This window comes from Pedobacter yulinensis (genome assembly GCF_003029735.1).
Lineage (GTDB): Bacteria > Bacteroidota > Bacteroidia > Sphingobacteriales > Sphingobacteriaceae > Pedobacter > Pedobacter yulinensis.
The window spans coordinates 427148-441128 of the sequence record NZ_KZ686269.1 but is presented as its reverse complement, the minus strand read 5'-3'; the positions used below and the strand labels follow the sequence as shown (position 1 = coordinate 441128).

The following is a 13981-nucleotide window of genomic DNA, read 5'->3' as shown; positions in this document are numbered from 1 at the left end:
GCATGGTTTGAAAGGCCCTGCTTGCCTGTGTTGACCCGATGTTAACGGAAATAATACACGCATTCGAGCCGTCTTTTGTATTTTGCCGGCTACCAGATAATCAGGATATTAACTTGATCATTCGCAACACCGGGCTCTGGCAACCGGAATGCCAGGTTGGTTCGCTTCCCGGTGCTGTCAGGCAAACGGGATTTACACCCAGCATTTGAGCAGAAAATAACGCCGGATAATGGACGTTATGCTTACAAACCGCTGTAACCTGCATGAACCAGATACCTGAAAAAAATTGTCCGCACTGTGGCGCCCCGCTTGCCCAACGTACACACTCCCCCTTTTGCTCAGCACAATGCCGCGCTGCCGGCCCGGAAAACGCCGGCAACTCGCCGGCACTGGCTACAGCGCTTTCTGCGGTACATCAAAACTACCTGCTGTTAAAACGTTTTTTTGAAACGCCGGCCCGGGAGTTGTTCCGCCAGATCGTTCCCGAGCATGAATTGTTGGACAAAGGTTTCCGCCCGGAATTTTTTACGAGTATCTGCATCGACGCCCGCGGCACGGTGACACATTACTGTTTCGAGTTTGGCTGGTCAAAAAACAAACCCGGACAACTGGAATTATCAGTGGAGACAGACAGGCCGGGGGCGGTAAGGGACGTTATTTCTTATCCTTTCTAATAAGCCACCGCCTGATGTGCCTTGAAGAGCAAGCCGGACGGTAAACAAAAACTGCCTGCCCGCCGTTGCACCATAAACGGTTATGGAACAATATGCGATCTATATCGGCATGGCCTCTGGCATCTGTACAGGCATATCTGCGCTCCCCCAGCTGGTCAAAGTTATCCGGACACGGAAAGCCGATGATATTTCGTACTGGATGTTGTCGATTCTGGTCGCCGGTCTCGCGGGATGGGTCTGGTACGGCACCATTCGTGGTGATTATCCGTTGATCATTACCAATGGCTTCGGTTTCCTGGTTAACAGCATGATCATTTTATTTGCAGCAAGGTACCGGACTGCCGGCAAAAAGCACGGAAGCAATACCCCGGTTTAGCCGGGCTCCTGACGGACGAGGTGCTGTTCTACCTGTTTAATTACAAGGGCACCATCCTCCACTTCGTGTTTTCCCTCCCGAAGGTATTTCCAGCCATCGGCCTCCTTACGCAGCGTCGCCACAAGTTTATCTTGTACACGAAGGTCAAAGCTCTCCGGTCCGGTAGGAAGAACATCGGCTTCTACCGCAGAAGTGGCGCTGACTGCCAACTGAATTTTAAAAGGTTGCATAGTATTCTTGCTTTTTGCCTTTGTATACATGTTTTTCAGCAAAAAAGTTTTACACAACAGCGGTCTGCTGTGCGCAAGCTATATGTACACAAGATAGGGCCTGCAACAGGCAGATTAAAACGAACACCATTTGACCGTTCCTGGCGGTCAAGCGCAATTGTTTAACTATATTCGCCGCCGATAGCGCTTCGAGCCATTCCCCTTTAATGGTGAGCGGCGCATCAGCCCAAGAAAAATGATATTGGTTAAAAAGACTCATCCGCTGAACCGACTCTGGACCCGGTACAAACATTACATCTCTACTTCTCTCGAATCGCCCGGCACCAGCGAACCTGAAAAACTCGCAGACTGGCAAAATGGGCTGTTCGCCGCGCTTGTTGTATACGCCCTGCCGATCAGCCTGATTGCCCTGCTGCCCAGCATGATCCTTGAATTCCGCATGAACAATCTGGACGTGGTCCTTTTCGACATCCTGGCTATTGGCAGTTTTGGCTGCCTGGTTATAATGAAGAAACTGTCGCTCATGGCCCGCAAAATAATTACGACGGTACTGGTGGCTTTGTTTTCGCTGACCCAGATCACGCTGTTCGGCCACATCACAGTCGGTTTCGCCTACCTCTTCGGCCTGAATATTTTTATTGGCTTTCAGTTTCGCCTGCGGCATGCCCAGTTGGGTATCGCAATTAGTTTTCTGATCGGTTTGCTTCTGGCCATGAACCGGCATTACCTACTGATACCCTTGCCGCAACTACAGAAAATTTCTGCTGAAGACCTGCTTATTGCATCATTCAACCTGCTGTTTTTAAACCTGATCGTGGTGGTGCTGATCCACAAGACACAGAAAAGTTTCGAGGAAAGCATGTGGCAGCGCAGCTCCCTTTACCAGGAACTGCAAAAAGAACTGTCTGACTCTGAATGCCTGAACAGGAGACTTGCCGAATCTGAAGATCATTACAAAACGCTTTTCTTTGCAAGTCCTTTACCTAAAATGATCGTAGATGCCCGTTCACAGCAACTGCTTCAGGTAAACCAGGCCGCTCTGAACAGTTACGGCTTCAGTGAACAGGAGTTATTGTCTTTGAGACTGCCTGAGATTACCGCTCCGGCAGAACATGCCGCTGATCCCGGCGAGGTCTTGTTGAACGGGTCATCAAGGGTCCGAAAAAAAGACGGGGAGCTGAACTTTGTCGACTTGAGCAGCCGGGAAATTCTCTTCAAGGGCAGGCCGGCCTTATTGGTCATTGCGGCCGATATGACCGAAAAAGTGAACCACCTGACTGCAATAAAACGGCAAAACGAACACCTGCGGGAAATTGCGTTCATGCAGGCACATGTGATCCGTTCGCCGCTGACCAAAATAATGTCCCTTACTGAATTGCTCGCAGCTGAACACCGCGGCCATGAAAATGAGATCCTGGCCAGCCATCTTCAGGAATCGGCCCTTGAACTTGACCGGGCGGTTCGCGAGATCATAGGCCGAAGTCAGCAGGTTCTGCGTGAAAGCAGCGGAAACGACCTGCCCCTGGGCAATGAAAGCTGATGAATGTTACCAAAGGGGCGCTGCAACAGCGCCTGCGGTTAGGAAAGCGGCTGGTACAACTGGATCCAGTTGCCGCAGGTATCGTCTAGTACCGCAGCGATCACATAACCGTTGTTTGTGGGTTCAGACCTGAACTGCACACCCAGTTCGGTCAGGCGCTTGTATTCGGCAAAAACATCTTCCACAACAAAGGCCACAGCTGGAATTCCTTTACCATAAATACCCTGCTGATACCGTGACGCTTCTTCGCCAGAGTTGGGTTCGAGCAGCAGTTCGGTACCATCTGGTTCGTCTGCCGACACGAGTGTGATAAATTTGAAATCACCCATCTCCATGTTCATCTTGACCTGAAAACCAAGCTTGCCTGTATAAAACGCGGCAGCCTGATCCTGGTTGTTTACAAATACACTGGTTAATTTAATCTTCATGTTTCCCGTTCTTAATTCCGGCCGGATTTGGCCCCCCTGTTATTCAGGCAAAAGTAAGCGCACGCCGGCAAACAAAACGATTAGAACCCGAATTTTTTTCGATTACCGCCGAAGATGGTAAAAAAACCATCAGCCCCACTCCCGCTGCTAAGCTTTGCAAATCCCATACCTGCGTTTTATATTTGTCTTCTCATGGAAATCGCAGTTAGATAAAACACCTGTTTCACCGGTCTGGTGATGGCCCCCGCCCGGGGCCTGTGCGCGCCTGCGCGGCAATTTTTAACAGCTGTTTTAAACTAAAATTTAATGAAAAACTTTTTTGAGAGTCCTTTTCGCGGCAAAATCATTGCCGAACACGTTACCAATCCCAACATTATAGCCGGAAAATACAGTTATTATTCAGGTTATTACCATGGTCACTCCTTCGACGATTGTGCCCGTTACCTTTTTCCTGACCGGGCTGACGTTGACAAACTGCGTATCGGCAGTTATTGTTCGATCGGTACCGGTGCCTGTTTTATCATGGCCGGGAACCAGGGTCACCGATACGACTGGGTTTCGGGTTTTCCCTTCTTTTATATGCATGAAGTACCTGAATTTTCAGGCAGCGCCAACGGCTTTCTGCCGGCGGGCGACACCATTGTTGGTCATGATGTATGGATCGGCGCCGAGGCAATGATCATGCCGGGCATTACCATCGGGAATGGTGCCGTAATTGGCAGCCGGGCCCTGGTAACCAGGAATGTCGAACCCTATGCCATCGTTGGCGGGAGTCCCGCCAAAGTGATTCGGCAACGCTTTTCTGAACAGGAAATAACCTGGCTGCAGGAAATGGAATGGTGGTCATGGCCGCCTGAAAAACTGCAGCGGGCCATGCCGTTATTGTGCAGCAACGATATCGCAGCGCTTTACCGCTTTCACCTGTGGCGATGATACCAACAACAAACAAGACCTCACAGCAGGTCTTGTTTGTTACACCGTAAGTGTACTGACGCCTTTTTAATGCCGCCGGGCTTCTTAATCTGGCACGGTCAGGACAGGCTTACTTCTGTGGCAACTACGTTTTTGACAGGATGTGAAAACCAAGCTGCCTGCCACCGGTTATCATTGAGAAGATTTAATACACCTGCCATGAAAATCAGTAAAATTACAAGAAGAGAAGCCATTGGCGGTCTGAGTGCCGGCATTGCCGCCCTAACCGTATCGCCCGCGCTGGCCGCGTCAGGACTGCCCGCGGTGGGCGAGGTACCCGAAGAACTCATCGACCCGAAGACCAAATACCCGGCTCCGCCGTTCAAAGATCAGAAACAGCCCTGGCCGGGGCTTGCCGGCAAAATGGATCCCGTACCCGACCATGGTGAAAAGACTTATAAGGGATCCGGGAGATTGGCTGGCCGCAAAGCATTGATAACCGGCGGCGATTCAGGAATGGGCCGGGCGGCTGCCATCGCTTATGCGCGCGAAGGTGCGGATGTGGCAATTAACTACCTGCCAGACGAAGAACCAGATGCAAAAGAGGTCGTGGCCCTGATCAGGGCAGCCGGCCGTAAAGCGGTGGCCATTCCTGGCGATATCCGCAGTGAATCATTTTGCAAAACCCTTGTTGAACGGGCGGTCAGGGAACTCGGCGGACTGGACATCCTGGTTAACAATGCAGCCAGACAACAGGCCAACCGGTCCATTCTTGACATTTCGGCCGAGCAGTTTGACTGGACCATGAAAACCAATATTTATGCGCCCTTTTGGATTACAAAAGCCGCCCTGCCCCATCTAAAGCCTGGTGCTTCCATCATAGCAACGACCTCGGTTCAGGCAACTGACCCCTCGCCGGAACTTTTTGATTATGCCCAGACCAAGGCAGCAAATACAAGTTTTGTGCGTTCACTTGCCAAACAACTGGGACCCAAGGGCATTCGGGATAATGGCGTAGCACCCGGGCCAATCTGGACACCCCTGCAGGTCAGCGGCGGCGCCACACCCGAAAAGCTGAAACAGTTTGGGGGCGATACACCGCTGGGCAGACCCGGACAACCGGCCGAGCTTGCCTCCATTTATGTGCAGCTGGCCGCCAATGATGCCAGCTACGCAAATGGCCAAATCTACGGGGCGGCCGGCGGCGGCGGACAGCCTTAACACGCAATCGCCTTGTAGCATCCTGCCGCCAGGCCAACGCAACAGAACTGCAAATAACATAAAACATTCAGGGCCCTGGCGCTGTTCGATTAAGAAAATTACCTAATCATGAAAAAATTAATGTACATCGGCATGATTGCCACTGCGAGCCTGGCCTTCACAGCCTGCAACTCAGAAGGCAAAGACGCCAAAGAAACATCAGACAGTCTGAACGAAGCAAAAGACACCAGCAGCAACACGGCTGAAACCGGCGGTATGGCAGCTCCTCAGGACGACGCAGAGTTCGCTACAGCAGCGGCAACCAGCGGCATGGCTGAAGTCGAATTCGGCAAACTTGCCCTTGAGAAGTCCACAAATGCGCAGATTAAGGAATTTGCAAACATGATGGTTAATGACCATGGCAAGGCAAATGCTGAACTGGAGAAGCTTGCAATGGCAAAAAATATTACCCTGCCTGCAACACTTGACGAAAAACACAAGGAAAAACAAGCCGACCTGACCAAAGCTACCGGTACTGATTTTGACAAAAAGTACGTGGATGCGATGGTAGAAGGACATGAAATGACGCTTGACTTGATGCAGAAGGAAGCGAAAGACGGAAAAGATGCTGATTTGAAGGCCTTTGCCGGAAAAACCAGCACCACAGTGGAAGCACACCTGAACATGATCAAAAAGATCCAGGATTCAATGAAAAACAAATAATCCGTAATACGGCAACAAACCGCCTCATCATGTATGGGGCGGTTTTTTTTTGCCGTTGGGCCATTGCCGCTGGGCCTGAAATGCCGGGGTCACCGGGTTTTATTTGGTCTGCAATATAGAACCCGGATCGTGTTCACATCCATAAAACCTAAAAACCACGCCGGCTGCCAGCGTGGTTTTTAGGTTATAACAAAGTTTATATGATGAGCCAATCAGCTGTCAAGGCCGATCTGTTTCAATGCCTTCTGAGGGGGCCCGGTAATGACACGTCCCTGCAAATCATACCGGCCTCCGTGGCAGGGGCAGTCCCAGGTTTTCTCAAGCGGATTAAAATCTACAATACAGCCTGCGTGCGTACAGGTCGGACTCAGGGCCGTTACCTTACCGGTTTCGTCTTTGTAAATGGCTATTTTTTTCCCATCGTAAGAAACCACTTTACCCTCGTTCACACCAAGGTCTGCCAATTCCGGAAGGTCTTCTGCACGAAAGCGGTCGGCGATGAAGTGGTAGGCCACATCGGCCTGTTCCTTCACAAATTCAGTAAAGCTGGCCACAGGTTTAACGCGACCGGGATCAAACAGGGCTGCATACGGGTTTTGCTTGCCAAGAATCAGGTCGCTGACAATCATCCCCGTCAATGTACCGAAGATCATGCCGTTGCCATTAAAGCCTGTTCCTGTAAAGATGCGGTCGCCCGACCCCGGCATAGCGCCGATGTACGGAAGTCCGTCAACAGATACATAATATTGAGATGACCAGCTGAAGGCTATCTGGCCGATGCGGAAGTGTTCAGCTACATAATCACGCAAGGTAGCCAGCGACTGTTCCGGGTCGCCATGGCCGGTCTTATGGTCCTCGCCGCCGGCGATCAGGTACTTCTGACCATCTATTTCATGCGTGCGCAGGTAATGATAGGGCTCCTTCATGTCATAGATCAGCGCCTCAGGATAGTTACCATCTGTGAGCGTAACCCCAATAACGTAGCTGCGGTAAGGCGCACATTTAAAGCTAAACTGGTTTATGCCGGGCGGCAGGTGGGTGGCGTACACAAAGTGGCTGCACCCATAGGTTTCCTCACCACAGCTGACCAGGACTTTTTCATCTTTAACCTCCGTGCCGGTTACCAGTTTTCCGTTCGCAAGCTCTCCTCCAAGTTCCTGGTAAGCACGCACCAGGCCCGCCAGGTATTTTAATGGATGGAACTGCGCCTGGTTCTCATAACGGATGGCCCGCTCAAACGGAATGACCGTCCCGTTTCCGGCGGCCTCTTCCACGATGACACCGGCACGCTGCGAAGCGGCGAGCATTTGGTCGAGTTCTTTGGTTTCCTGCTCATCCTGCGAGAACAGAAAGGCGTCTTTATGCTCAAAATCACAATCAATGCCGTACCGGGCAGACAGCGTTTTGATTTGATCCATAGCTTCGTTTCCCGAACGGGCCAACAGGGCTGCAGCCTCTTCACCAAAATCAGATTCTACTTCGGGATAGGTCGCATCGAAAAAATTATTGAGGTGTGCGGTGGTGCCGCCCGTGGTACCGAACCCCGGGCTTGCAGCTTCGAGTACCAGGCATTTTTTTCCCTGCTGCTGCAGCAGCAGCGCAGTTGTCATTCCTGAAAGACCTGCGCCGGCAACGATCACATCGTAGTGTCCGGCAATGCTGGAAACAGCCGGTACTTCAGGAACGCCGGTCGTTTGCCAGGCGCTGACACGGCTGCCATCGCGGGGGGTCTTGCTGTTTGTGTTGTCTGTCATGTTGATGTTTTGGTTAGGCGTTAAAAAAGACCTTATTTGTCGTCTTTTCTTTCTACCGGTTTTTGCTGTTCATTCATGGCATGGGCCACGGTGCTGTCAGGCATGAAGTTAGACATGCCCACCTGCATCTTATTTTTGAGGCCCGAAATGACTTTGTCTTTGCCTGCCATCATTGCCTCGTAGCCGTCTTTTGCGACATCGGCGGCGTCAGACAAAGCACTTTCATCCTGAAGCATTTTGCTGTCGAGCATTTCTGCCTGTTCAAAAAAGGCCGTATCTGTAGGTCCTGGCATCAGGGCCGTTACCGTTACCCCGGTGCCCTTCAGTTCTTCCCTGATGGCTTCGCTGAACGAGAGGACAAATGCTTTGGTGCCATGGTAAACCGATTGCCAGGGACCAGGCAGTTTACTTGCTATCGATGCAAGGTTAAGAATTCTGCCGCCTTCGGCCTGGAGCATTTCGCGGAGAAAAAATTTCGTCAGCACAACCAGCGATGAGATGTTAAGCTCAATCATGGCCAGTTCGCGTTCCAGGTCTGTATCTTTGAATTGGCCGTATAAACCCTGGCCTGCATCGTTAACCAGGACCGATACATTCAGCCCCTGCTCCCGGATGCGGTTGCACAGATCGGCAGCATTTCCCTTTACAGAGAGGTCGGCCGGAAAGTTCTGCACCGCCACGCCGAAAGATTCAAATTCTGTTTTGACACGCTCCAGATCGGCTTCATTCCTTGCAGTCAGGATCAGGTTATGCCCGTCTCGGGCCAGGAGTTTGGCCAGCTCATAGCCTATTCCTGAAGTGGCGCCGGTAACCAGCGCATAGTCCACTGTTGGTTTCATAACATTCATGGTTTTAGGACGACCTTGACACAGTCATCCTGTTTTTCGTTAAATAATTTATAACCCGTGGCCACTTCGGTGAGCGGCAGTGTGTGCGTAATGATGTCGTCGAGCGTAACCCGCCCTTCTACCACCAGCGAGATCAGGTGGTCTATATAGTTTAGTACCGGGGCCTGTCCCTGTTTAATGGTAATCCCCTTATCAAAAATTCGGTGCAGCGGAAAATTGTCATAAGGACTGCCGTACACGCCCATAATGGATACTGTACCCATACGGCGCACGGCGCGGAAACACGTTTCGAGCACTTTAATGCTGCCTTTTTCGAAATTGACGGTGGCTTTGACCTTGTCCATAAACGAGCGCTCAGGCTCGAAGCCAACTGCATCCACGCAGACATCCGCTCCGCGGCCGCCGGTCATTTCGCGGATGGCTTCTACCACGTCAACGTCATTTGGATTCAAAATATCAGCCTGGTTCACCTCCTGCGCTTTTTTCAGCCGGTAATCGAGCGGGTCAATGGCAATGACGCGGCTTGCGCCATTGATCCAGGCGGCTTTTTGCGCCATCAGCCCAACGGGGCCCGAACCAAATACGGCGACCACTTCGCCGCCCTTCATCTGTGCCCAGTCTATGGCCGACCAGCCGGTTGGAAAGATATCGGTGAGGAACAGCGCCTGCTCATCGCTGATGCTGTCAGGAATGATCCGTGGGCTTACATCGCCGTAAGGCACGCGGACATATTCTGCCTGGCCGCCGGAATAACCGCCATACAGGTCTGTATACCCGAAAAGCGCGGCGCCTTTTTCGTCCATCAATCCGCCGTCAGGCCCATAATGTTTGTGGTTGGAATTTTCACAGGCCGGCGAAGCGCCATGCTGGCAGAAGAAACATTGGCCGCATGCAATCGGAAACGGAACGACCACCCGGTCGCCAACCTTTAAATTGCTCACGCCCGATCCCGTTTCTGCAACAATACCCATAAATTCGTGCCCCATAATCATGGGCGATTTCTGCGGTACTGCCCCGCTCAGGATATGCAGGTCTGAACCACAAATAGCTGTTGAGGTAACTTTGAGGATAATATCCCGTGGATTTTCAATTTTCGGATCTTCTACGGTATCGCAACTGATCTGACCAGGTTTGTGAAAAACGGCTGCTTTCATAATCTTAGGTTTACAGGTACAGCGCTGCATTGCCATACCTCTCTCTGCAACAGGGCCAGGAGCCATGAAGTTTTCAAAACCTCAAAAAACAGCGATGATAAATCCGTTCGCCCCCCTACTTCAGCATGGGTTTAAGCTTTTTCCAGACAGTGGCGGCGATGACCCTGTAACCGGCTGCGTTCGGATGAAGACCATCTGGCAGGTTCAGTTCGCGGTGACCGACCACATCCTGCAGCAGGAATGGTACGAGCTCAGCCTGCTTGATTGCAGCAACCTCCCGGTACACTTCGCGGAAACCGCCGGCCAGCGATTCGGGAACCCAGGGCGGCAATTCCATGCCAAGCAGTAGTGTTTTCAGGGCTTTATTGGCACCCTCGGCCCGGGTAATCAGCTCCACAAGATTCTGACGGGTTTTGCTGGGATCGTACCCCCTGATCATGTCGTTTGCGCCCAGCCCCAGCACAAAAATATCGACCGGTTTACGCAAAAATGTGTCAAGCCGCAGCAGGGCGCCCGCCGTCGTGTCGCCGCTCAGCCCGGCATTGATTATGCTGCAGTCCAGGCCCTCGCGTATGGCTTCAGATTTTATAAGCGCGGGGAAAGATTGCGTCGCTGGGTGGACAAGGCCGTAACCGGCTGTCAGGCTATCGCCAAAAAAAAGAATGTTTTTCACATTGGGTTCTAAATAGGCCATCAGTTAATCGGCCCCGTCTTCTCCTGCCCTGGATGCCAGTTGCTTGCTGATGATCTTCTGCAGGTCGATGCCTTTCCCGAGTACAGGTTTAAAAATATCGCCTTCACTGCGCATCCTGTCAATGGCATTCTGGATTGTAAAATCTTTCATTTTCAGGCCCTTTTTCACTTCATCCCAATGCAGGGGCATGGAAACGGTTGCACCGGGCTTGGGCCGGACCACATAAGGTGCCGCTATGGTTGCATGCGGCCGGTTCTGCAGAAAATCAATATACATTTTACCTTCCCGGTCGCGTATGGCACGCTCGATACTGGTGTACGCCGGGAGCTCCCGGTGAACCAGCCTGGCTATGACGCGTGAAAACTCTTTCGACTGCTCATAGGTGTATTTGCCGCCAAGCGGGATGTAAATGTGCAGGCCGGTCGAGCCGCTGGTCTTCGGATACGATGGTATACCCATGTCTTCTAAAATGGTATGCGTAACACGTGCCGCCTCGATTACCTGGTCAAACGTATTCTGATCGGGATCGAAATCGATCATACACCAGGTGGGCCGGTCGGGATTTTTGACCGTACTGCTCCAGGGGTTCAGTTCAATGCAACCCGAATTGATCATGTACAGCAAAGTCGCTTCGTCGTTTGCAATGAGGTATTCCTTGTCTTCGTTATCTGCATCGCTGTGGTATGCGTAGGTAGCCATCCAATCAGGCACTTTGCCTTTTACGTTTTTCTGGTAAAAACTTTTGCCGTGTATTCCGTTCGGAAAGCGGTTCATGGACTGTGGCCGATCTTTCAGGTAAGGCAGAATAAAGGGCGCTGCCTGGTAGTAATAATTCAGCAAGTCACCTTTTGTATACTTCTCTATTGGCCAGAATACTTTCTTTACATTGGTAAATTTCAGCTCGTGGCCACCCACCTTCTTTACCTGCGTGGCCTCGGTTGGATTGAGCAGGGTCTTGCGGCTTTTCTTCGGGCCGGGTTTCACATAACCAGACAGCTGGGCATTGCCAGCAACAATAGAGCCGGTATCTGTTTCCTTTTCGAGAACGACTTCGCTGGCGGTTTTGTCGGTCCGCATGCCCTCAAAAGATGGGTGACGCATAACCCCGTCGCTTGTCATTTCAGCAAAGCTGACCTCACAGATTAGCTCGGGTTTAAGCCAGGTTACGGTCGCCTTTGGCGGATTGGGCCGAAACCGGCTCGGCTTGTTTACATCGGGCTCTACCGAAAAAGGCGGATGGTCGATTTGCAGGGGCTCAAACTGTGCAAGCATGTCTGTCTGCGTCTTTACAGAAAAGCCCGTCCCGATTTTGCCGGTATAGACAAATGATTTTCCCTGGAAAACGCCGACAAGCAATGAACTGAAGGGTTTGCGGGTGTCTTCATTTCGGGTATACCCGCCTATAACCACTTCCTGGCGCCTGTTTGCCTTAATTTTCAGCCAGTCCTTTGTGCGGTCGCCTGTGTGGTAAAGACTGTCTTTTCGTTTGGCCATGATGCCTTCCAGGCCCATCTTTCTGGCCGCCTCCAGGAACTCGATACCCGAGGTTTCAAAATCACGGCTTACCTGGATCAGGGAGTTTGATGGGGCAACCTCATTCAGAATAGCTTTCCTGGTAATAAGAGGCAGCCCGGTCAGGTCAAGGCCGTTGTACCACAGCAGGTCGAAGACATAGAAAAGCAGGCTGCCGTCAGCCTCACTGCGCCAGTTCTGAAGTGCGCCAAAGTTGGCCCTGCCGTCATCGCCCACCACCACGATCTCCCCGTCAACAATCACATCTTTGTCCCAGGCTTTCATAGCCTCATATACAGGATAAAATTTTTCATTGAACGACTTGTCATTGCGGCTTTTCAGCTCCAAAAGTGAGCCTTTTCTGAAACCGACGGCCCGGTAGCCGTCCCACTTTACCTCATACAGCCAGCCGGGATCATCAAAAGCCTGGCCCACAAGCGTTGCCAGCATGGGTGAGAGTTTGGTATAAAACGGGCATTTTGTTGCTTCTTTAAGGAGTTTTTTAAGATCACTGCCCGCAAGGGGGGCCGACCGGCTGTTCTTTTCGGCAGTTTTGACCAGCTTGCCTTCTGCCTCGGGTAATGTGCCGGTTTTATCCTTCAGCTTTTTCTTTACTTTCGCGGCGGGCTCAGACGCGGTTGGCTGACTTTCTTTTGTGTCGGCCCGCTTGGTGATCTGGTCCATGCTCAGCCCTGACAATGCGGACTTGTCTTTTAAGGTGATGTCGTTTGTGTTTGCGTACCGGTCGGCCATTTTCATGAGCAACCAGCCATTTTCTCCGCGTCCATGTGCTTTAATCAACGCAAATTCGCCTTTCAGTTTCTTGCCCTTCAATATGAATTTGATTTTGCCGGCATGAAGCTGGTGCAGCAGATGTTTCTGCTGCGTTTCAAGGTCAGCGTTGTCTTCTTCGGCAGCCTCATAGGTTCCTTCGTCCCAAACCATCACGGTCCCCCCGCCATATTCCCCTTTCGGGATGGTGCCTTCAAAAGTCCGGTAATCGTAAGGATGATCTTCAACCATCATAGCCAGGCGCTTGACCTCGGGATCGAGCGAAGGGCCTTTGGGAACTGCCCAGCTTTTTAATACACCGCGCATTTCAAGCCTGAAATCATAATGCAGGTGTGATGCGGCATGTTTTTGGACAACAAATCGCAGCGTTTTCCCGGCCGGCTCGCCGCCGAAAGGCTCGTCTGTCTTGTCCTTTGACCGTTTGGCACGATACTCTTTTAATCCCATGGCGTGTTTTCTTCTGCTGAGAGAACAAGGCAGGTGAAACAAAAGTTTGTTGCACCGGTATAGCAAGGCATTTGTCGAAACAGATACAGGTATTTACCGGGGCCGTGATGTAATTTTTACCCGGCGTAAAAATCAAATTGTACGCAAGTCTGTTTGTATACGAAACGTTATTATGAAAAAGCGCAGCATCTTCGAAAGCCTTGCCAATAAGATCACGACCCTGGCAGGCAGCCCGCCGGCATTTACCATTGCACTGCTTATTGTTTTGGCCTGGGGAATCAGCGGGCCCATCTTCAAGTATTCCGATACCTGGCAACTGGTCATCAATACCGGTACAACCATTGTTACTTTTCTGATGGTTTTTCTCATTCAAAAAACCCAGAACAAAGATGCCAAAGCCATTCAGCTTAAGCTGAACGAACTGGTGGCAGCCAGTCGGTATGCCAGCAACCGGATGGTGGACATTGAAGATCTGAGCGAGGAAGAACTGGATGTGCTGCACAAATATTATAAAAAACTTTCTGATGAAGCAGAAGAAGATGATGACATCCATAAATCGCACTCAATAGATGCGGCTGAGCAGGTACAGGAGGTAAAAAACGCAAGGAACGACGCCTTGCAAAAAAAGGAGCCGGACGCTGAACGAAAAAGGCCGGGCCCAACAGCCGAACGTTAAGCCTGCACCTGCTTTAAACTT

14 protein-coding genes are annotated in these 13981 nt (G+C 51.3%); 7 read left to right on the top strand and 7 right to left on the bottom strand.

The genetic code is table 11. From position 1 onward, the window contains the following. Positions 1–263 precede the first annotated feature (263 nt). Together C7T94_RS09320 and C7T94_RS09315 are read left to right on the top strand one after the other, a co-directional pair. Positions 264–674, top strand: a complete 411-nt coding sequence (locus C7T94_RS09320) for a DNA gyrase inhibitor YacG (protein WP_107215085.1) — start codon at positions 264–266, stop codon at positions 672–674. A gap of 82 nt (positions 675–756) precedes the next feature. After that, on the top strand, positions 757–1050 hold the full coding sequence (locus tag C7T94_RS09315) for a SemiSWEET family sugar transporter (protein ID WP_107215084.1): 294 nt from the start codon (positions 757–759) through the stop codon (positions 1048–1050). Here the strand turns inward: C7T94_RS09315 and C7T94_RS09310 are convergent. After that, the gene (locus tag C7T94_RS09310) at positions 1047–1280 is read right to left on the bottom strand and encodes a hypothetical protein (RefSeq protein ID WP_162618633.1); all 234 of its coding nucleotides are present in this window, start codon (positions 1278–1280) and stop codon (positions 1047–1049) included. The two genes, C7T94_RS09315 and C7T94_RS09310, sit on opposite strands and share 4 nt — an antisense overlap. A 235-nt stretch (positions 1281–1515) precedes the next feature. On the opposite strand from C7T94_RS09310, the gene C7T94_RS09300 reads away from it, so the two are divergent. Then, complete coding sequence (locus C7T94_RS09300) at positions 1516–2820, top strand: PAS domain S-box protein (RefSeq protein WP_107215081.1); 1305 nt, start codon at positions 1516–1518, stop codon at positions 2818–2820. A gap of 38 nt (positions 2821–2858) precedes the next feature. Here the strand turns inward: C7T94_RS09300 and C7T94_RS09295 are convergent, their stop codons facing one another. Further along, positions 2859–3248: a VOC family protein gene (locus C7T94_RS09295; RefSeq protein ID WP_107215080.1), complete on the bottom strand. Its 390-nt coding sequence runs from the start codon at positions 3246–3248 to the stop codon at positions 2859–2861. 306 nt (positions 3249–3554) lie between these two features. Between C7T94_RS09295 and catB the strand changes: the two genes are divergently transcribed. The 3 genes from catB (at position 3555) to C7T94_RS09280 (ending at position 6083) form a co-directional block, all read left to right on the top strand. Beyond that, entirely contained in the window at positions 3555–4181 is a 627-nt protein-coding gene (gene catB / locus C7T94_RS09290) for a type B chloramphenicol O-acetyltransferase (RefSeq protein WP_107215079.1), read from the top strand. 198 nt (positions 4182–4379) lie between these two features. After that, positions 4380–5381 (top strand): SDR family oxidoreductase, encoded by a 1002-nt coding sequence (locus C7T94_RS09285; RefSeq protein WP_107216040.1) that lies wholly within the window; start codon positions 4380–4382, stop codon positions 5379–5381. Between the two features lie 108 nt (positions 5382–5489). Next, complete coding sequence (locus C7T94_RS09280; RefSeq protein WP_107215078.1) at positions 5490–6083, top strand: DUF4142 domain-containing protein; 594 nt, start codon at positions 5490–5492, stop codon at positions 6081–6083. A gap of 212 nt (positions 6084–6295) precedes the next feature. Here the strand turns inward: C7T94_RS09280 and C7T94_RS09275 are convergent, their stop codons facing one another. From C7T94_RS09275 to ligD, 5 genes are all read right to left on the bottom strand, one after another. Beyond that, positions 6296–7837: an FAD-dependent oxidoreductase gene (locus C7T94_RS09275; RefSeq protein ID WP_107215077.1), complete on the bottom strand. Its 1542-nt coding sequence runs from the start codon at positions 7835–7837 to the stop codon at positions 6296–6298. A 32-nt stretch (positions 7838–7869) separates the two neighbouring features. Continuing rightward, positions 7870–8676 carry an SDR family NAD(P)-dependent oxidoreductase gene (locus tag C7T94_RS09270; RefSeq protein WP_107216039.1) on the bottom strand — a complete coding sequence of 269 codons (807 nt, stop codon included), beginning with the start codon at positions 8674–8676 and terminating at the stop codon, positions 7870–7872. A gap of 5 nt (positions 8677–8681) precedes the next feature. Beyond that, a complete protein-coding gene (locus tag C7T94_RS09265) occupies positions 8682–9839 on the bottom strand; it encodes a zinc-dependent alcohol dehydrogenase (protein WP_107216038.1) in 1158 nt (385 codons plus the stop codon). Between the two features lie 115 nt (positions 9840–9954). Next, positions 9955–10533 (bottom strand): arylesterase, encoded by a 579-nt coding sequence (locus C7T94_RS09260; protein ID WP_204353255.1) that lies wholly within the window; start codon positions 10531–10533, stop codon positions 9955–9957. Positions 10534–10536: 3 nt separating this feature from the next. After that, on the bottom strand, positions 10537–13284 hold the full coding sequence (gene ligD, locus C7T94_RS09255; protein ID WP_107215076.1) for a DNA ligase D: 2748 nt from the start codon (positions 13282–13284) through the stop codon (positions 10537–10539). Positions 13285–13456: 172 nt separating this feature from the next. Between ligD and C7T94_RS09250 the strand changes: the two genes are divergently transcribed. Beyond that, positions 13457–13960, top strand: a complete 504-nt coding sequence (locus tag C7T94_RS09250; RefSeq protein ID WP_107216036.1) for a low affinity iron permease family protein — start codon at positions 13457–13459, stop codon at positions 13958–13960. Positions 13961–13981 lie beyond the last annotated feature (21 nt).

What these genes read in the sequence shown, in the direction of transcription:
- C7T94_RS09300 (WP_107215081.1), top strand. Translation starts at nt 1,516, where the DNA reads ATGATATTGGTTAAAAAGACTCATCCGCTGAACCGACTCTGGACCCGG.
- C7T94_RS09320 (WP_107215085.1), top strand. Translation starts at nt 264, where the DNA reads ATGAACCAGATACCTGAAAAAAATTGTCCGCACTGTGGCGCCCCGCTT.
- C7T94_RS09295 (WP_107215080.1), bottom strand. Translation starts at nt 3,248, where the DNA reads ATGAAGATTAAATTAACCAGTGTATTTGTAAACAACCAGGATCAGGCT.
- ligD (WP_107215076.1), bottom strand. Translation starts at nt 13,284, where the DNA reads ATGGGATTAAAAGAGTATCGTGCCAAACGGTCAAAGGACAAGACAGAC.
- catB (WP_107215079.1), top strand. Translation starts at nt 3,555, where the DNA reads ATGAAAAACTTTTTTGAGAGTCCTTTTCGCGGCAAAATCATTGCCGAA.
- C7T94_RS09280 (WP_107215078.1), top strand. Translation starts at nt 5,490, where the DNA reads ATGAAAAAATTAATGTACATCGGCATGATTGCCACTGCGAGCCTGGCC.
- C7T94_RS09285 (WP_107216040.1), top strand. Translation starts at nt 4,380, where the DNA reads ATGAAAATCAGTAAAATTACAAGAAGAGAAGCCATTGGCGGTCTGAGT.
- C7T94_RS09275 (WP_107215077.1), bottom strand. Translation starts at nt 7,837, where the DNA reads ATGACAGACAACACAAACAGCAAGACCCCCCGCGATGGCAGCCGTGTC.
- C7T94_RS09270 (WP_107216039.1), bottom strand. Translation starts at nt 8,676, where the DNA reads ATGAAACCAACAGTGGACTATGCGCTGGTTACCGGCGCCACTTCAGGA.
- C7T94_RS09250 (WP_107216036.1), top strand. Translation starts at nt 13,457, where the DNA reads ATGAAAAAGCGCAGCATCTTCGAAAGCCTTGCCAATAAGATCACGACC.
- C7T94_RS09265 (WP_107216038.1), bottom strand. Translation starts at nt 9,839, where the DNA reads ATGAAAGCAGCCGTTTTTCACAAACCTGGTCAGATCAGTTGCGATACC.
- C7T94_RS09260 (WP_204353255.1), bottom strand. Translation starts at nt 10,533, where the DNA reads ATGGCCTATTTAGAACCCAATGTGAAAAACATTCTTTTTTTTGGCGAT.
- C7T94_RS09310 (WP_162618633.1), bottom strand. Translation starts at nt 1,280, where the DNA reads ATGCAACCTTTTAAAATTCAGTTGGCAGTCAGCGCCACTTCTGCGGTA.
- C7T94_RS09315 (WP_107215084.1), top strand. Translation starts at nt 757, where the DNA reads ATGGAACAATATGCGATCTATATCGGCATGGCCTCTGGCATCTGTACA.